Source organism: Flavobacterium sp., from assembly GCF_043773265.1.
Taxonomy (GTDB): domain Bacteria; phylum Bacteroidota; class Bacteroidia; order Flavobacteriales; family Flavobacteriaceae; genus Flavobacterium.
The window spans coordinates 1-18,796 of the sequence record NZ_JAYVFH010000025.1; the positions used below are offsets into that span (position 1 = coordinate 1).

The window sequence follows — 18,796 nt, forward strand, 5'->3', positions numbered from 1 at the left end:
TGCTGGCGTTACATCTGTATTGGCTGCTGTAACTAAAACTCCATTTAAGGTATCGTTTGCTGTTACGTTTTGTACTACTGTTGGTGTAGTTGCTGTTGCTAATGTGGTTGGTCCATCGTTGATTGCATCGATACATGATATTATATTAACAACAACTGCAGTTACTGGACCATAACAATTACCAATTGAATCAAAAAAAGATGCGTAATAAGTTCCAGATGATAATGCTGTAACATTAGATATTAAATTTGCATTAGTAACAGGATTATTTGAGTGCCATGTTAAAGTTGTATTTGGCTGCAAATTAGAGTTTGTAAAAGCTGTTGTTAAATTAACTGTAGTTGTAGGGCAAGTATTAGTTAAATTTACAAGAGAAGATGTTGAAACTGATGAACTATTGTTTGAATTATTTGGATCAGATTCGTTTGCTGTTGCTGTAGCAGTATTATTATAATTACCAGTAGCATTAACTGTTGCTGTTACAGTTAATGTTGCATTTGAAGTATTGGTCAAATTACCAACAGACCATATACCAGTACCATTATTATAAGAACCAGCTGAAACAGTTGAACTAACATAAGTATAACCCGAAGGTAATAAATCATTAACTATAACTCCAGTTGCATTGCTTGCTCCAGAATTATTGACAACAATTGTAAAAGTAACAGAAGAACCAATAGCAGGAGTTGAATTATTTACAGTTTTTACAACACCAATGTTAGCTTGAGCTATTGGTGTTGTAGATTCAGACTCAGAATTATTTGCAGGTATAGGATCATTTTCATTTGCAGTAATAGTAGCAGAATTATTATAGTTACCAGAAGCATTTACTATTGCAGCAACTTGTAATGATGCTATTCCGCCATTAGGAAGACTTCCAACAGCCCAAATTCCTGAAACATTATTATATGTTCCAAAAGCTGTTGACGAGCTAACGTATGTATAACCATTTGGTAATAAATCTGTTACATTTACATTTGATGCTGAACTTGGTCCAGCATTATTGGCTGTAATTGTAAAAATTACTGTTTCACCAACATTTGGTGTAGAATTATTAACTGTTTTTACTACTCCAAGATTAGCTTGAGGAACGGGTATAGGAGTACTTGTACTTGAATTGTTAGCAGAAACAGGATCAGGTTCACTTGCTGATACAATAGCAGTATTTGCATAACTTCCGGTTGCATTAACAGTAGCTACAATATTTAAAGATGCACTTGCACTATTAATTAAATTCCCTAAAGTCCAAATTCCTGTATCAATATTATACGTTCCAACTGAAGGAGAAGAACTGACATAAGTATATCCTGATGGTATTAAATCGTTAACAATAATATCATAAGAATTATATGGACCATTTGCTGTTGCAGTTACAGTAAAAGTAACATTACTACCAACATTTGGAGTTGTATTATCTACAATTTTATTTACACCAACATCATTTGAACAATATTCTGTACTAAAATTTCTAATTATGGTAGAAGAGCCATTACATGCCGTTGGAAGAACATATTGAATAACAACTGTTCCTATACCTGTAAAGTTTAAAGTATTACCAGTAAGAAAACCTGGTCCGCTTGTTACAGATAGAGTTCCACCATCTGGTGAAGGATTTAGAGTAATAGGACTTCCAACACAATAATTTCCTGATGGCCCAGCTCCAAGTGCTGAAGGTTGAATTATAGGAATGGACTCGGCACCACAAATTTGAATAGGTGCTGTAGCAAATGTGTAAACTGTTTCAGTAGTTGCCGCAGCAGCCGAACCATCTCCCATACTACCTCTGATTTTATGTCCAACATAACCAAAATTTGGACTACAATTTCTAACAATCATAGTTGTATGACCGCCTGTTTCAACAGTTAATATTATATCGGTAATTGTTAAATTATTTGGAATTACAGGATTTGATGGATTAGCAGTTGTTCCAATACCTGAAAAATTATTATCCCCAAAAGCAAAAATATTTTTATTAGCATTAACTACATTTACAGCGGCATATTGATCATCATGCTCTTGTGGACTAAACCACAAAATATTATTCATTATTGTTCCTCCGGGAGCTGCAGCTGTATAACGAGGATTAACCCAAACTGTTCTATCGGTTGTAGACCAATCGCCTAATTGACGATTAGAATTTTCTCCTGTGGCATATAATGTATTATTTGTTCCTAAAATATAGAATGAGTGATTGTTAGTTGCAACATTTACTGTAGCACCAATTAATTTGGGTGTAATTCCACCTAACGAGCTTAAATTCATTTGCGTTGCTCTAGTTTGAGCAGCAATTGCAGCAGTTCCATTATATACATTTGTTCCCCAAACATAAACAGTTCCGTCAGATTTAAGTGCTATTAATGCGCCGGCTGTTCCTCTACAGGCAACAACTCCTGTTAAAAAAGGATTGAGTGCTGCATCTGTAGTTACGTGTGACCATAATAAAGAACTTCCTGTCGCACCATTTCCTCTCATGTTAGCATTTAAAGAAAGTACCCAAACATCCCCATTACAAGTTGTAATAACCAATGCTTGAAAAGTTGCAAACATCATTTTTACATCCCCAGGTACAACTCCAGCTGGAAGTCCATCTGCTTTTGCATTAACTGTGATTTTTTGAAAAACTGTACTAGAAGTTATTGCATTGTCTAAAACCGTTCCTTCTGTTGACCAAGCAAATAATCCTGTTGTAGTTAATATTACTCCTTGAACTGTATTTGCTAAGTTACTTCCTAAGGCACCTTTTAACACTGTCCCAGTTAAAGCAGGAAAGTTTGTAACATTAACAGTTGTTGGTACAAGAGCATCAGCTGCAAGAGCTCCAGAATTTAAAAATCTTTCACCCCAAACTTGTAAAGTTCCTGTAGCAGTTCTTACAATGGTATTGTGAAAAGATGAAATGTAGTTATCATATTCAATTGTAGCTGGATTATTATCAGAATCTACACCGAAATTTGAAAGATTTGTATTACTACATCCAACTGGTGGTGTTGCACATTGAGAATATGCTTGTGTAGTAAACATTGTGATTATAAAAATTAAAAATAAAATAAAAGATTTTAAATTCATTTTATAATTTGTATTAAAGTAATTATTTATCATAACAAATAGTATTATTTTATTATTTCAAGTAAGGTATAAGATTGAACTTGGTTATTATAATCTACGAAATCAATCATCAGATGTGCTTGATTAGTAGCAATTCCTGATAATTGATATTCAATATTTTGAACTCCATTATTGATTGTAATTTCTTTATTGATTGGTTTCCCAACAATTTCTGAACCAATACCTGCAAATGTTATATCTGAAACAACAAATTTAGTAGGTACATTTTCAATAATTGCAATAGTAACTGGAACCGTTAAGGTAATGTTTTCACATGAAATTCCTTTTTGAATTTTTTGTGAAAATTTAATTTTTGAAAAATCAAAAACCATTTTTACTGGAGTTACTTCAATAATCATCTTTTCATTAAACTGAGGATGATTGCACTCATCAGTATGCTTTTTATTTTCAGAAAAACTAATATTATATATTCCTGGTTTTTCAAAAATATAATCATTAATTTGGTTGCCTTTAATATTTACAAAAATCTTATTTTCAGAATTACTTATGGTCCAATTTATTGAATTGTCAACAATTCCAAAAGTTATTTTTTCACCAAAAGAAATAGTTTTATAAGGTTCTTCATTTGAAATAGCATTATTTATTTTATCTGAAGAATTATCTTGACCTATCACATTAAAATTTATAATAATTAAATTTAAAAATAAAAAACAATGAAATAAATATTTTATTTCTGTGTCTCTATTTTTTAAACTATTCAAATTGAATTTTTTAATTTTCATTGTTGTTTGTTTTTAAATTTTATTTTTTAAGCTAGACTAGTTTTTTATCAAAGCTGGAGAAACACTTGCATTACACGAAGGAATTGGTATTACAGTAGAACTATTATTAAATGAATTAGTATCTATTTCATTTGAAGTAGCAGTAGCAGAGTTAGAATATACTCCAGATGTTAATACAGTAGCTGTAATATTTAAGGTACTATTTGCTCCATTTGCTATATTACCAATTGCCCATACACCTGTTCCTGAGTTGTAAGTTCCGCCACTAGTATCACTAACATAAGTATATCCGCTTGGCAATAAATCTGTAACAACGACACCTGTAGCATTAGAAGTACTTATATTAGAAGCAACAATTGTAAAAATTACATTACTACCAAATGTAGGACTAGAATTGTTAACTGTTTTTACAACTCTTATGTCTGTGCATCCTAATACTATATTTAAATTAGTTGCAGCAGTAGTTGCGCCCCAACCCCAAGTATTAATTGTTCTAGCATTACCAAAATCGGTACAAGCAATTCCATCTGTTTCATTTGCGCCATTTGCAGGTGCAGGAATAGTTTGAGCAGAATTTCCATTTCCGCTCCAAGCATGAGCTGGAGAAATAGTTCCTGCAAAAGAATTATTAATACCTATTCCAGATTGGTTATTTGTAGTAACCGAACAATCTGTACCTACATCTGTAACTATTGAATCGTCCCAAAAGACTTGGGCATTTGCAATAGGAGTTGGCGCAATAATAGAAATACGCAAACCATTTTTATTTAATTCTGCATCATGCAATGGCAAATTGAATCTTCCCTTTAAAAAGGTTAACGCCAAAGCAACATTTGTTCCAGAAGCTACTGGAACACCTAAACCATTTAATCCATCCCAAGAAAGTGAATTATTACCGGCAATAACATCAAATGCTTCAATAATTCTATCTGCACTAGCACTTTGAAAACCTGCAACTCCGTTTAAATTTAAAAACAACTTAACATCACCAGCTTCTGAAACATTATAATTAATAAAATATGGTCCACAACCAGTAATCGATGGTGTTAAAAAAGTTGGACTTGAAGGAATTGATCCAACAGGAAACAAAGTAGCATCAGGAATATTTAGAAAAACCTGATATCCATTATTTAACGAAGGTGTAATTGCATTATTTACAGAACGTCTAGATGTTGCCCATGAACCCGAGTTTACAACACCATATTTATTAACTGCAATATCAAAAGCTATAGGTTCAAATCCTACTTCAAAATCTAATTTAATAATTGCTTGATCAGTAGTATATGCATAAAGAACTGGTTCAGCATTAGCAGTGATTAAATTTCCATAAGTTGCAGAAACTGCTACAAAACCCCATTTATCAGAATTTAAACGTCCATTGAATTTAGTATAAGGAGCCGAATTACGTGCAACTGTAAAATCAAATAATGCACCAACTGCTCTGTCAGCATTAGTAATTAATGGTGTCACGCCTAAATTATTACTTCTAAAGAATTCAATAAAAAACTCTCCATTAGTAACTGGATCAAATACTATTGGTAAATATCCAGCTGGAACAGAACCAGCAATGTTTGGCCCAGCCAATGCTTGAGCATGAGTATCTATACTTCCAGCTGTACCTAATGTAGAATTCCATAAAGTTGGCCCAGCTACAACAACTAAATCAGAAGAACGACGAATTCTCCAATAAACGTTAGTTAGTCTTGGTGGTGCAACAACAACATATTGTCGCCAATCAAATCCAAAATATAAATTTTCATTTACATTGTCAGTTATAGTAAACTTAACACGATTGTCTTCAGCACAATTGTAAAATGATCCAGAATTGAAATCTGGAGCACTAATAAGAGCTGTAATATTAGCTGCATTTGGAGAAACCGTTGGAGTTCCTTCTGCAAAAACATTAATTGATAAAAAAGTAAAAAACAAAACAAGAGCTAAACTATTAACTCTTGATATTAGATAAGTAATTTTTCGCATACTTTTGTATGTTATGGTTATAAATTTTATGTTGAAATAAGAAACAAAACTAAATTGTTCACACACAATTATAAATTTTGCACAATATTAGTTAAAATTTAGCTAATAAAAAAAAAAAAAAAATATTAAAACGTAGAATTATTGCTACAAATAATAAAAAAATAAAGTCTTAATCTATTAAAAAATAATAGATTAAGACTTTTGAAATATACTGAATATTTTAATTTATACTGGGTTTAAAAAAAGCAGAAAGTGCAACAATATTATTGATGTCCAATTTTTCAAAAACTCTTGTTTTATATGTACTAACAGTTGACATTTGAATATTTAATTTATTAGCAATTTCTAAATTACCTGAACCGTTAACTAGCATCTTTGCAACTTCAAATTCACGATCAGATAAATTTTCAATTGGGTTTAAAAACCTTTTTTTAACACCTTTTGAAATTAATTTATCTTTTATTTCTTTACTATGGTAATTCCCTATTGCAAGAATTTCATATATTACTTCAATAATTTTAACATCAGTACATGTTTTATTTAAAAAACCATCTGCACCATTCTTTATATATCTCAATCCATAAAACTCTTCTTCGTGGCATGAAAAAATCAATATTTTAGTTTTCTTTTGAATGTGTTTAATTTCAAACATGATTTTTATGTCTTCAACTCCTTCAATAATAATATCTAAAATTATTAAATCAATATTTAATGCCTTAATTATTTGAATTGCTTCATTATAATTTTCTGCATGATGTACTATTGTATTTGGAATGTTTTCATGAATTATTAATTCAATTCCTTTTCTTACAATTAGATAATCGTCAACAATTAAAATATTTAGGTTTTTTTTCATATAAGATTACAAATCACTTTCTTTAAACAAATCTGAAAGTGAAACAATATTGTTAATATTTAATTTTTCAAAAACTCTATTTTTATATGTGCTTACTGTTGACATTTGAATTCCCAATTTATTAGATATTTCTAAATTTCCATATCCACTTATTAGTAGTCGAGATATTTCAAATTCTCTATTAGATAAACTATCAATTGGGTTATTAGATTTTTTCTTATTACCTTTTAAAGATAATTTATCTTTAGTTTCATTACTATAATAAGTTCCTTTTTCTAAAATTTCATTAACTGCATCAAGGATTTTATCTTCATTACAAAATTTATTTAGATATCCATCAGCACCATTTTGTATATATCTTAATCCATATTGACTTTCTTCATGTGATGAAAAAATTAATATTTTTGTATTACTTTGAATAGCTTTAATTTCATTCATTATTTTGATATCCTCAGAACCGTTGATGTTAATATCAAGCAAAACTAAATCGATACTAACAGTTTTAATAATTTGTAGAGCTTCATCATAATTTTGAGAATTATAAACATTAACATCTTTAATGTTGTTAATCAAAATTAATTCTATTCCTTTTCTAACTACCAAATGGTCATCAACCAATAGTATGTTTTTACTTAATTCCATATAAACTTTTATATTATTCTTATGTGCTAATTTGCAAATAGTTGGTCCAAATATAAAAAATTTATGCTATATATAAAAAAAACCTTAATAAAGTTTCATTAAGGTTTAGATAATTTACTAGATAAATTTTTACTCTTCTGATACAATAGCTTTATTTTTATCTACTTCTATTTTAAGTACAGAAGCAACGCCAAATTCATTTACCATTGTCATGTTTAGAATATCTTTTTTTGCCAATTTACTGGAAACAAATCCATTAAAATTATTGTAAGAAATATTCATTTCTTTTAAATTAGTTAATTTTTCTAAATCAAAAGGAACTTGTCCGTTGAAATTATTATCAAATAAACTTAAATTTTCTAACAAAGTTAAATTAGCAATTTCGTTACTTAAATTTCCAGATAATTTATTGCTATTTAATTGTAATACCTTTAAAGAAGTTAATTTATAAAGTTCAGAAGTAATTTCTCCTGAAATTAAATTATTGTATAAAGATAATAATTCAAGTTTTTTTAGCTTGCTAATATTATTTGGAATTGAACCAGATAAATTATTCATAAAAAGCTCTAAAGATTTTAATGATGTAGCTTGACACAATTCGTTTGGAATTGATCCCGATAATTTATTGAATGCAATGTTCAAACTTTCTAAAGATTTTAAATTTCCTATTGAAGCTGGCAATTGACCTGAAATATTATTTTGAAATAAATTAAGTGACTTAAGATTTACTAAATCTGAAATTTCATTTGGCAAAACTCCTGTTAAGTTATTACTTGACAAATTAACACTTACAACTTTATCATTTACAACTCTAACACCATGCCAACTTGAAACTTGAGTTGTAATATTCCATTTGGTAATCCATTGATTACCATTAGTTGATGAATATAATTTTATTAAAGCATTTTTTTCAGAAACAGAAACTTCTGCAAAAGTCACTACCGAAACAAATAATGTTGCTAAAAGAGTAATTGTTAATTTCATGGTTATAAATTTTCTTGAAGTAAATCTAATCACAACACGCGTTTAAATACAAATAAAATCGATGAAATACATTAATTAATTAAAAACATTAACATTAATGTAATTTTTCTTACAAATTATATGTTAGACTAACTATAAAAAATAGTGTAACTTTGCTTTTCTAACCTTTAAAACACAAAACTATGAACATTAATTTTTTAGCAATATTACTTGCTGCAGCATCAACACTTGTTGTTGGATTTATTTGGTACAATCCAAAGGTTTTTGGAACTATTTGGATGAAAGAAACAGGAGTTACAATGAATCCTGATGAAAAACCCAATATGGTTTTAATTTTTGGAATGTCAATTTTATATGCTTTTTTCATTGCATTTATTTTACAAACTGTAGTAATACATCAGTTTGGAGTATTGGGATTGATTGGCGGAGATGAAACAAAAGCATTACCATCTTATGTTGCTTTTATGAAAGATTATGGCAATGAATTTAGATATTTTGGGCATGGAGTTTTACATGGTTTTTTGGCAGGATTATTTATGATTTTGCCTGTTATTGGTACGAATGCTTTGTATGAAAAAAGAAGCTGGAAATATGTTTTAGTAGTTGGCGGATTTTGGATAGTTTGTTTCATGATTATGGGAGGAATTATCTGTGCAATGAAATAATTTTAACATTTAATTATAAACTAATCGCTCTACATTTGTGGAGCGATTTTATTTACTTTGGATTCTATCTCAATAAAAATTTACAATTCTATTTCTCAGCTTCCAAAATCTTGGAATGAAGTTGCTATTTCAAATGCTTTTCTTCAAACACCTTATCTTAAAACACTAGAAGAATCTTCTCCTAAAAACATGCAATGTTACTTCATTGGGATTTTTGAAAATGAAATTCTAATTGGCGTTTTAATTGCTCAATACATCGATTTAAACCAATTAGAATCCTTTGGAGATAGAGACAAATGTTTTAAAACAGCTATAAGAAATTTCGTTTTTAAAAACTTTGCATCACATGTTTTGTTTCTTGGAAATAACATGATAAGCGGTCATAATTGTTTTGCTTTTTGTAAGGAAATTTCGTTAGAAAAAATCAGTAATATTATTAAAGAATGTAGTAACCATTTAGTATCATTATTAAATGAAAAAAATATAAAAATTCATTTAATTTCATTTAAAGATTTTTATAAAAACACTGCTATTGAATTAAAAAAAAATGATTTTAATTCTATCTATGAATTTAATTCTCAACCCAATATGATTTTTGAATTAAATAGTACTTGGAAAAACTCAATAGACTATGTTGCTTCATTTTCAAAAAAATATAGAGATCAATATAAGCGTGCAAGAAAAAAAATTAATGAAATTACTCATCAAGAATTATCATTAGAAGATATTAAAATTCAAGAAAATAGAATTTTTGAATTATATTATTATGTTGCAAAAAACGCTCCTTTTAACACTTTTTTTTTAACAAAGGATCACTTTTATTCTTTTAAAAAAAATTGCGAAAATAAGTTTAGAGTCTTTGGATATTTTTTAGACAATAAATTAATTGGATTTTATACTATTTTACAAAACGGAGATGTTTTAGAAACCTATTTTCTTGGGTATGAAAATACAATTCAAAAAGAAAAAATGTTGTATTTGAATATGTTATATGACATTACAGAATTTGGGATTGAAAATGGTTTTAAAAAAATTATTTTTGGACGAACTGCTCTTGAAATCAAAAGTTCAATTGGTGCAAAACCAGTAATCATGTCTGGATTCATTAAACATTCTAATTTGGTTTTAAACAAATATATGTCAACTATTTTTCCTTATTTAGAACCAGAAGCTGTTTGGAAAGAACGAAATCCTTTTAAATAATCTACGGATTTACTATTACTGATATTGTTAGCGTTTCTGAACTACCATTAAGCATGTTTCCTATTTCCCAAAATCCAGTTAAATTATTATAAGTTCCTATTGAAACAGTTGAACTAACGAATGTATAATTATCGCTTAAAACATCTTGCACATTTACATTTGTTGCATTACTTGGTCCAAGATTGGAAACAACAATTGTAAATGTAATTGTTTCACCAACAAATGGATTTAAATTACTTGAAGTTTTTACTACTTTTAAATCAGCCGTAGCAACAATTGGAATTGGAGTTATAGAACTTAAGTTGTTAGCAATTACAGAATCTATTTGATTAGCAGAAATTGATGCCGTATTAGTGTAATTTCCTATATTGTTGACTACAGCAACTATTTCGAGTGTTTCTGATGCTCCATTCAACAATCCAACAATATTCCAAACTCCAGTTGCTTGATTATAAGTTCCAGAAGTTGGCGTTGCGCTAGAAAAAGTATAACCAGTTGACAAAAGGTCATTTACTATTATATTTGTTGCTGTATCTGGACCAAGATTACTAGCTGTAAGTGTAAAAGTTATTGAAGAACCAACTTGTGGAGCTAAAGTACTTGCCGATTTTACTATTCTAACATCAGCATTTGAGTTTACACAAACTAATTTATTATAAGTTATAGATTCTAAACCAAATCTATTAATACCAGTTATTCTTACATATCTTGTGTTGGCCTGCGATACATTAAATACTACAATACTTGGACTTGCCAATGCTGCAATTGTTGAAACTGCAACTGGTGCTTGAGGAAATGTTGTTGTTGTAGATGCATCTATCGTTCCTGTAACATTGCTGGCGTTTGTACTAAAAATTCTAAATTGAATTTGACTACCAATTAACGGACTATTTCCTGCACCTAAATCAATTACAATTGAACTAGTTGCAGCTGTAGAATTAGAACCTGTAGCATTTGGCGCTCCAAGAGCATTTAATGGTGTATTCCAAGTTACTGAAGAAGTTACTGCAAAACCATAATCTACAACAGAAGAAACCGTTTGATTAGACGCACAAGGACTAGAAGCAACATTTACAGTTATTACAGCACTACTACAAAACGGACCATTGTATGGACTTCCTGGTGGAGTAAAATCGCAAATTTGATAGTTTAATGTGGCAGTTCCAACAAAACCAATAGTTGGAATAAAAGAATAAGTACCATTATTGTTAGATACAAATACACCGCCAGCAACTGTTAATGGTGAAGTATTTACTAAAGAAGCTGTGTTAATATCATTATCTAAGTCAGTATCATTTAATAAAGGTGAAATTAATACTGTATTAGAATTATAAGTTCCATAAACATCATTATTTGCAATTGGTGGTGCTGGTGGAGCAATTATTGTTATTGGATAGGATTTAAATGATTTTCTATTACAAGCATCAGTGACTAAAAGTGAAATTAAACAATTAACATCTGCACCACCAACAGCTAATATTGGAGCGGTAAATATTGGGCTAGCAATTGAAGTGCTTGAAAATGAACCACCACAACTAGAACTCCATAAATAGGTTAAAGGACTATTAGATATAGAAGCTGCAGTAACATTAAAAGCATAAGTAGATCCACTATTTATAGTTGTTGGTACAGCAGTATTATTAGTAATTAGTGCAGCTTTTCCAGTTGGAGCATCAAATGAAAAATTTAAAAATGCTCTTTGCGCCGAAACATTTTCTGCAACTGTTCCATTGTCATGATCGTGTCCTGCTTCATACATTACTTTTCCTCTATTTACGTTACCAAATGCGTAGCCATAAGCTATAATAGCAACTTGATTTGGAAAAATACCCAACGGAAAACTAATGTGTCCTGGATCAAAAACAGAAACTTTTGTAGTAGAACGCCAACCATTTGTAGGAACATAAATTCTCTCTGAACCTGCATTATGAGCACCATCTGTAACACCCATATATTGCATAATTGGATCTGTTGGATATAATGGCGGATTATTAAAAGGAAATAATTGTGTATTATTATGTAGTGGATTAATTGCACCTGTTACTGTATTATCAAATCCAGAACCAGTATTGTTTGTATATTTCCATAAACCATCATTAGATAAAAAATTAGTTCTTAAGGTTGCTCCTGGAAATGTATTTCCTAAATTTTCTAATACACTTACAGCATGACAAGCTGCCCAAATCCATCCTGCATTTCCACCATTTGCTATTGGTGCATTCCAGTTTAAAAGTGGTAATCCGTGATTAGCCCAAGTAGGATCGGCATGAGGAAGAATAAATAAATCATCACAACTATTTAATGCTAATGGTAAAGCATTTCTATAAGCAGTTGGTGGTATATTTGCATTGGTTAAATAAGCTTGTGCAAGTGAGCCATTTGCAGTGTCTAATACCCAATTAGGAAATTCTACTAACTCTTTATAAACAGGTATTGTAACAGGAGTTAAGGTTACATATCTAACAACGCCTAATGCAACAAAATTACTAATTGCTGTTTGTACATTAGGAAAACTAGCATATTGAGCTTCAATAACAAATGTTCCACCTTTAAAATCTAGACCATCTACACTAAAATCTATTCCGTCTTTTACTTTAGATGAATTTATAGACCATAATACTGGCACTTTTTGTATATCAAGTAAATTATAAACTAAACCATAAGGTTTTAACCCATTTCCAATGGTTTGAGGAACAACTCCCATATTAATAACAACTGAACCAGCTTGGATTACTCTAGTTTGTGAATAACTATAATTTATTGAGCATAAGAAAAACAACAAAAACAATTTGAAGTATTTATTCATCTTTATCATAAAATTAAATAGTTACAGTGCATTTTACATATATAGAAAAAGCCAACTTAGTAGGCAAAATTCTACATTTAATTATTCACTTAAACGGGACTACAAATAAGTTATTAACATTATATTCTACGTTAATGCTTATTTTTATTTTGTTTCCCTTTTTACAATTTTTATAATTATTGTAAAAATTATATTTGTAATTTTACAGATGCGTTACGATTTTAACCTATATTATTCACTTCTACTCATCACTTTTTCTCAAGGATTGATTTATAGTTTTTTGTTATTAAAAAAAAGAATTCAAACCCAGAATAAATCCAATTTTAATTATTAATCTTCATCAAATGGAAATTCAAGATTTGAAAATAACTAAATTCAATATCAATTACAATATTAATCTCAAAAATCAATTTCAAATTCTAATACTAATTCTTAATACTTAATACTAAAGTCTTAATACTTAAAACTATGACGCTATTACAAAAAATCACAAAACCAATAACAATGCCATTTTGGTGGCAAGATTTCTTAACTTCCTTACCAAGAATAATTTGCGGATTTCTATTAGCATCAAGCTTTGGTGCAGATAAATTTGGATTGCCTTAGTCACCAGTTGATAAAAATTTAGGATTGTTTGAAGTTGCTTTTTGGTTCCCAAATGATGTTGCTCAATTTGGTGGAATTTTCAAAATGTTTCCAGAATTTTTTGCATGGATGGGTGGATTTAGCGAAGCTGTTGGAGGCATTTTTTTACTGCTTGGCTTTCAAACCAGAATAGCATCATTTTTAATAATGGGAACGATGTTAGTCGCAATTTTTTTACAACAATGGTCGCAAGGAATGTGGATGATGTTACCAGCAATGGGATTTCTATGGGTTTCTATTTACGAAATAATTATAGGTTCTGGACGATTTGGGATTGATTATTTAATTTCTAAAAAACACTAAAGATGAAACAGATTATTATAATTTTTGTTGGCTTACTAAGTTTAATTACAACAAGTTGTGTCCAGAAATCATACAAAAGAACGGTAAATTATATTGTTGATGTTTCTAAAGTGAAGAACATAAAATCTGTTGGAATTCGAGGAGAAAAACCTTTAGATTGGAATTATGACACCGAAATGACAGTCATAAAAAAAGACAGTTTATACAAAGCAACCGTTACATTTGAAACAGGTTACAAATTTGTAGAAATGAAATTTACAGTAAATGGCGACTATGAATTAAAAGACCAACCCAATAGAAAAATTGTTTTTGCAGTTGATGGCGAGACCAATTATAATGCGGTTTTTGATGTTGTGAAATAGTTTATGTCCTCAAACCTCAAAGGTTTTTTTCAAACCTTTGAGGTTTTGATATTGATTTAAATATTTTTAATTGATACCATCCATAAAACCCTAAAACCAACTCGCCAATAGTTCCTAGAATAAAAATTGTTGATGGAATTCCGTCAAAAATAATGCTAATAATTCTACCTAAAACTAAGCCAAGCATAAAAAGAATATTAGTAATTGTGGCAGTTTTCCAATAATCATTTTTAAAAATTCCTAATATCCAAAGTGATGCAAATGCTAAATATAAGCCCATAATTGCTTTGTAAATACTTGAAACATCTGTTGTAATTCCTCTAATATCAACAAATTGAGTGAAAATAAAATTGATGCCAAATCCATAATATAAACCAGCTGGAATTACAATTGAAGCTGAAATTATAAGATGTAAATTAGTATTTTGTAATGAGTTTTTGATAATTTTAAAGTTTATATGTTGTCCCTTCGACTGCGCTCAGGGTGACAATATGAATTTCAATTTAAAATTGATTTAATAAATAAATTTTTTGACATTGTAATTGAAATTGAAATTGAAATTTTTCTAAGGAATTGCAACTTTCATTTGAGAAGGTAAAATTTTAATATTCAGTTGAGTTTCTTCTCCAATATATTCGCCATCTATTTGAAAACTTACTGGTGAAACAGTAGTAATTATTGCATTATCTGTAGAAATAATTTCAACATCTTCAGAGTTTATTGGAATATTTCCTGTAATTATTTTTCCAAAAACTATTAAATCTAGATTTTTTAATATCACCAATTCAAACTTTCCATCGTTCATTTTTCCATCAGGATTTATGGTTACGCCAGTTCCATATTTTTGAGAATTAGCAATTACAATCATTCGTGCCACACATTCAATGGTTTGATTATTGGCTTCAATTTTAGCAGAAAATGGTTCTTCTAGTTCGATTAAAGTTGTGAATACTTGCAACGCATATCCTAATTTACCTCGTATTGAACCGTTTTCGTAATTCTTAACTAGTTCTGCATTCAGTCCCAAATCACTCAAATGAATACTTTGCTTTCCGTTTATAGAAATCATATCCATTTCTATAAAATGATTTTTAAAAGCTACCGATAAATTCTCTTCTATTGTAGTTGGCAAGTTTAAATCTACCGACAAACCATTGGCAGAACCAGCTGGAAGAATTCCGAAAATTACATCTTGTTTTTCTAATGCTTCACCAACCATTTTTATGGTTCCATCACCACCTGCGATTAAAACTCGTTCTGGCTTGTGCAAATCAAAAAGGTTTTTTATGGCTTTTTCATCCTCATTTCCTGATGTTTCATAAGTAATAATTTCTACATTATATTCATCAGCAAATGCCAAAGTTTTTATTAAAATTTCTGTTTTATCAACATCGCCAGAAATTGGATTTACAACTAAAATATATTTCTTTTTCATCGCCATAACTTGTATTTCCTAAATAATTTGTATTTTTAATCGAAATTCAAATGTATAAAATTAAATGAAACCCATCTTAAAATTATATCGTGGATATGCCAACGAGCAAGAATTAATTGTTATGGGACACGTTTTTAAACCTACAACTAAAGAAGATTACGATTTTCAAAAAAAGAATTTTAAAAATGCCAATTCTGTAATTAGAATGTTTCGAATTGGTACTCAAGCTAATGCAGATGTTTATTTGCATTTAAATGGAAAAAAAATTCATACCAAAACACTTAATGATGGTTATTTTAAATTTTGTATTCCACTTACAGAAAAGTCTAATTATGGCTGGATAGATTATAATGTAAGTATTTTATACAGAAACGAAGAAATTAAAGAAACCGCAAGTTTTATTAAACCTCATGAAGGAAATTTTGGATTTATATCTGATATTGATGATACTTTTTTGGTTTCGCATACAAGAAATCCGTTGAAGAAATTATACATTTTATTGTTTAAAAACGTCTATGATAGAAAAGTTTATGCCGATGTTGTTTCGCATTATCAAGCGTTGAGTACTGCAGGACGAAACAATAAAACAGAACAAAATGCTTTTTTTTATGTATCGAGTAGCGAATGGAATTTGTATCGATTTATTACACAATTTACAGAAATTAATCAGTTGCCTAGAGCAGTTTTATTACTGAAAGATATAAAAACTAGTTTGACTGATTTATTTATAACTGGTCGAGGCAATCACAATCATAAATTTGAAAAAATAAAACATGTTTTAGAGTTTTATCCTAATTTACAGTACACACTTTTGGGTGACGATTCGCAACATGATCCTTATTTATATGAGAATATTTGCAAAATATTTCCTGTGAATGTTAAAGCAGTTTACATTCGTCAGACAGGAAATTCTAAGAAAGAAAAAGCAGTAATTGCCTTGAAAAATCTAGAAAGTTTGAATGTAAAAGTGTGTTATTTTAAAGAAAGTAGTGAGGCGATTGCTCATTCTAAAAGTATTGGCTTGATAATTTAGTGCTCAGTTATCAGTGTTCAGTGTTCAGTTAAAAAAAATATAATTTCATATTCATCTTACTGATTACTATTGGTTTAAAACCGAACACTAAAAACTGAACACTGAACACTAAAAACTGAACACTAAAAACTGAACGCTGAACACTGAACACTGAACACTGAACACTTACAAACTATCAATCTCTTCTTGAACCACTTCCCATTCTGCTAGAAGTTTATCTAAATCGGCTTTTTTCTTATTATATGCAGTGAAAAAATTGGCGTTTTCTAAGTGTTTATCGTAATTAGAAGCTAGTTCTTTATCGTCTTTTTGAATGTCAATTTCTAATTGTTTTATGTTACTTTCAACCTTGCTTAAACGGTTTTGTAGTGATTTACTTTTCTTTTGATCTTCATATGAAACTTTGTTAGTTGTAACGTCTCTCGACTGCGCTCGAGATGACAAATCTGGTTTGTCTTTTTTCTCTACTTCGCGCATATTTTCCATATTTCTTTGTTCAAGAAAATAGTTAATATCACCTAAATATTCTTTGATTTTTTGGTCTTTAAATTCGTAAACTAAATTGGACATTCCTTGCAAGAAATCTCTATCGTGAGAAACCAAAAGAAGCGTTCCTTCATACTTTTGAAGTGCAGCTTTCAATACATTTTTAGACTTAATATCAAGGTGATTTGTAGGTTCATCCATCACCAAAACGTTGATGGGTTGAAGAAGTAATTTACACAATGCCAATCGGTTACGCTCGCCGCCAGAAAGTACTTTAACTTTTTTATCTACATCGTCGCCACGAAATAAAAACGAACCTAGCATGTCGCGAACTTTACTTCTATTATTATCAACTGCAGCGTTTTCCATAGTTTGTAAAAGCGTGATTTCGCCATCTAGATATTCTGCCTGATTTTGAGCAAAATACCCAACTTGAACGTTATGACCCAATTTTATTTCGCCTTGATACTCAAATTCGTTTACTATTGCTTTGATAAAAGTTGATTTTCCTTGACCGTTTTGACCAACAAAGGCAATTTTACTTCCTCTTTCTACTAGAAGAGAAATGTCTTTTAAGATAATTTTACTTCCGTAAGATTTGGTAACATTATCAGCTTCAATAACCACTTTTCCTGGCACTTTTGAAACTGGAAATGAAATATTCATAACCGAATTATCGTCTTCATCAACTTCAATTCGTTCTACTTTATCCAATTTTTTAATTAGAGATTGAGCCATCGATGCTTTGGATGCTTTCGCTCTAAATTTCTCAATTAACTTCTCGGTTTCTTCAATTTTCTTAGCTTGATTTTTTTGAGTTGCCAATTGTTTTTCACGAATTTCGTGACGTAATTCTAAATATTCTGAGTACGGTTTGTTGAAATCATAAGCTTTACCAAGAGAAATTTCAATGGTTCTATTGGTAACATTATCTAGGAACATTTTATCGTGTGAAACGATTACCACAACGCCTGGAAAATTTCGTAAAAATCCTTCTAACCATATTATACTTTCAATATCCAAGTGATTTGTTGGCTCATCAAGAAGTAAAATATCGTTAGATTGTAACAGTAATTTTGCTAATTCAATTCGCATTCGCCAACCACCAGAAAAAGTTTCGGTTTGGTCGTTAAAAACTTCTCTTTTAAATCCTAAACCTAGTAGGATTTTCTCGGTATCACCAACATAATTGTAACCACCAAGTAGTTCAAAACGATGTGTATAATCTGATAAATCTTCAATTATTTGCGAATATTCGTCACTTTCATAATCGGTTCTAGTGACCAATTGATGATTGATTTGCTCTAACTTTTTTTCTACAATTTTAATTTCTGTAAACGCTTCATACGCTTCTTCAAGAACGGTTCTTCCTTGTTCAAAATCGATATCTTGACGAAGAAAACCCATTTGGACTTCTTTTTCGGTTGCAATTTGACCTGAATCGGGTTTAAAATCGCCAGCAAGAATTTTAAGCATTGTTGATTTTCCTGCGCCGTTTTTTCCAACAAGTCCTACTCTATCGCCAGATCCAAGACGAAAAGTTACTTC

15 protein-coding genes and 1 pseudogene are annotated in these 18,796 nt (G+C 29.9%); 6 read left to right on the forward strand and 10 right to left on the reverse strand.

The genetic code is table 11. The annotated features are described in order from the left end of the window. The 6 genes and pseudogenes from ACH2BO_RS01060 to ACH2BO_RS01085 all read right to left on the reverse strand — a co-directional run. A pseudogene (locus ACH2BO_RS01060) lies at positions 1-3,021 on the reverse strand (hypothetical protein); the annotation flags it as partial. 89 nt (positions 3,022-3,110) lie between these two features. Next, positions 3,111-3,848, reverse strand: a complete 738-nt coding sequence (locus ACH2BO_RS01065) for a hypothetical protein (protein WP_395042908.1) — start codon at positions 3,846-3,848, stop codon at positions 3,111-3,113. A gap of 36 nt (positions 3,849-3,884) precedes the next feature. Beyond that, positions 3,885-5,828 (reverse strand): DUF11 domain-containing protein, encoded by a 1,944-nt coding sequence (locus ACH2BO_RS01070; RefSeq protein ID WP_395042909.1) that lies wholly within the window; start codon positions 5,826-5,828, stop codon positions 3,885-3,887. 220 nt (positions 5,829-6,048) lie between these two features. Beyond that, positions 6,049-6,684 carry a response regulator gene (locus ACH2BO_RS01075; RefSeq protein WP_395042910.1) on the reverse strand — a complete coding sequence of 212 codons (636 nt, stop codon included), beginning with the start codon at positions 6,682-6,684 and terminating at the stop codon, positions 6,049-6,051. A 6-nt stretch (positions 6,685-6,690) separates the two neighbouring features. Then, entirely contained in the window at positions 6,691-7,326 is a 636-nt protein-coding gene (locus tag ACH2BO_RS01080; protein WP_395042911.1) for a response regulator, read from the reverse strand. Positions 7,327-7,455: 129 nt separating this feature from the next. Continuing rightward, a complete protein-coding gene (locus ACH2BO_RS01085) occupies positions 7,456-8,310 on the reverse strand; it encodes a Two component regulator three Y domain protein (protein WP_395042912.1) in 855 nt (284 codons plus the stop codon). A gap of 182 nt (positions 8,311-8,492) precedes the next feature. Between ACH2BO_RS01085 and ACH2BO_RS01090 the strand changes: the two genes are divergently transcribed. Next, on the forward strand, positions 8,493-8,975 hold the full coding sequence (locus ACH2BO_RS01090; RefSeq protein WP_395042913.1) for a DUF1761 domain-containing protein: 483 nt from the start codon (positions 8,493-8,495) through the stop codon (positions 8,973-8,975). A 57-nt stretch (positions 8,976-9,032) separates the two neighbouring features. Continuing rightward, positions 9,033-10,178, forward strand: a complete 1,146-nt coding sequence (locus ACH2BO_RS01095; protein WP_395042914.1) for an 8-amino-7-oxononanoate synthase — start codon at positions 9,033-9,035, stop codon at positions 10,176-10,178. 1 nt (position 10,179) lies between these two features. Here the strand turns inward: ACH2BO_RS01095 and ACH2BO_RS01100 are convergent, their stop codons facing one another. Next, a complete protein-coding gene (locus tag ACH2BO_RS01100; RefSeq protein WP_395042915.1) occupies positions 10,180-12,984 on the reverse strand; it encodes an Ig-like domain-containing protein in 2,805 nt (934 codons plus the stop codon). A gap of 468 nt (positions 12,985-13,452) precedes the next feature. On the opposite strand from ACH2BO_RS01100, the gene ACH2BO_RS01105 reads away from it, so the two are divergent. Genes ACH2BO_RS01105 through ACH2BO_RS01115 form a run of 3 tightly spaced genes read left to right on the forward strand, consistent with a single transcriptional unit; the run spans position 13,453 to position 14,294 of the window. Then, on the forward strand, positions 13,453-13,590 hold the full coding sequence (locus ACH2BO_RS01105; protein WP_395042916.1) for a hypothetical protein: 138 nt from the start codon (positions 13,453-13,455) through the stop codon (positions 13,588-13,590). 24 nt (positions 13,591-13,614) lie between these two features. Beyond that, positions 13,615-13,932 (forward strand): DoxX family protein, encoded by a 318-nt coding sequence (locus ACH2BO_RS01110; protein WP_395042917.1) that lies wholly within the window; start codon positions 13,615-13,617, stop codon positions 13,930-13,932. A 2-nt stretch (positions 13,933-13,934) separates the two neighbouring features. After that, positions 13,935-14,294 carry a hypothetical protein gene (locus tag ACH2BO_RS01115; RefSeq protein WP_395042918.1) on the forward strand — a complete coding sequence of 120 codons (360 nt, stop codon included), beginning with the start codon at positions 13,935-13,937 and terminating at the stop codon, positions 14,292-14,294. 16 nt (positions 14,295-14,310) lie between these two features. Here the strand turns inward: ACH2BO_RS01115 and ACH2BO_RS01120 are convergent, their stop codons facing one another. Continuing rightward, positions 14,311-14,751, reverse strand: coding sequence for a DUF4345 domain-containing protein (locus tag ACH2BO_RS01120; protein WP_395042922.1), 441 nt, complete (start codon positions 14,749-14,751; stop codon positions 14,311-14,313). A 108-nt stretch (positions 14,752-14,859) separates the two neighbouring features. Beyond that, entirely contained in the window at positions 14,860-15,729 is an 870-nt protein-coding gene (locus ACH2BO_RS01125; RefSeq protein WP_395042919.1) for a diacylglycerol/lipid kinase family protein, read from the reverse strand. Between the two features lie 64 nt (positions 15,730-15,793). Between ACH2BO_RS01125 and ACH2BO_RS01130 the strand changes: the two genes are divergently transcribed. Next, a complete protein-coding gene (locus ACH2BO_RS01130) occupies positions 15,794-16,762 on the forward strand; it encodes an App1 family protein (protein WP_395042920.1) in 969 nt (322 codons plus the stop codon). A 165-nt stretch (positions 16,763-16,927) separates the two neighbouring features. Here ACH2BO_RS01130 and abc-f read toward each other — a convergent pair. After that, positions 16,928-18,796 (reverse strand): ribosomal protection-like ABC-F family protein (abc-f, locus tag ACH2BO_RS01135; RefSeq protein WP_395042921.1); only part of this gene is annotated, 1,869 nt, incomplete at its 5' end.

Coding starts and splice junctions, on each gene's coding strand:
- ACH2BO_RS01070 (WP_395042909.1), bottom strand. CDS start 5,828: ATGCGAAAAATTACTTATCTAATATCAAGAGTTAATAGTTTAGCTCTT.
- ACH2BO_RS01075 (WP_395042910.1), bottom strand. CDS start 6,684: ATGAAAAAAAACCTAAATATTTTAATTGTTGACGATTATCTAATTGTA.
- ACH2BO_RS01125 (WP_395042919.1), bottom strand. CDS start 15,729: ATGAAAAAGAAATATATTTTAGTTGTAAATCCAATTTCTGGCGATGTT.
- ACH2BO_RS01115 (WP_395042918.1), top strand. CDS start 13,935: ATGAAACAGATTATTATAATTTTTGTTGGCTTACTAAGTTTAATTACA.
- ACH2BO_RS01130 (WP_395042920.1), top strand. CDS start 15,794: ATGAAACCCATCTTAAAATTATATCGTGGATATGCCAACGAGCAAGAA.
- ACH2BO_RS01085 (WP_395042912.1), bottom strand. CDS start 8,310: ATGAAATTAACAATTACTCTTTTAGCAACATTATTTGTTTCGGTAGTG.
- ACH2BO_RS01105 (WP_395042916.1), top strand. CDS start 13,453: ATGACGCTATTACAAAAAATCACAAAACCAATAACAATGCCATTTTGG.
- ACH2BO_RS01100 (WP_395042915.1), bottom strand. CDS start 12,984: ATGAATAAATACTTCAAATTGTTTTTGTTGTTTTTCTTATGCTCAATA.
- ACH2BO_RS01090 (WP_395042913.1), top strand. CDS start 8,493: ATGAACATTAATTTTTTAGCAATATTACTTGCTGCAGCATCAACACTT.
- ACH2BO_RS01065 (WP_395042908.1), bottom strand. CDS start 3,848: ATGAAAATTAAAAAATTCAATTTGAATAGTTTAAAAAATAGAGACACA.
- ACH2BO_RS01080 (WP_395042911.1), bottom strand. CDS start 7,326: ATGGAATTAAGTAAAAACATACTATTGGTTGATGACCATTTGGTAGTT.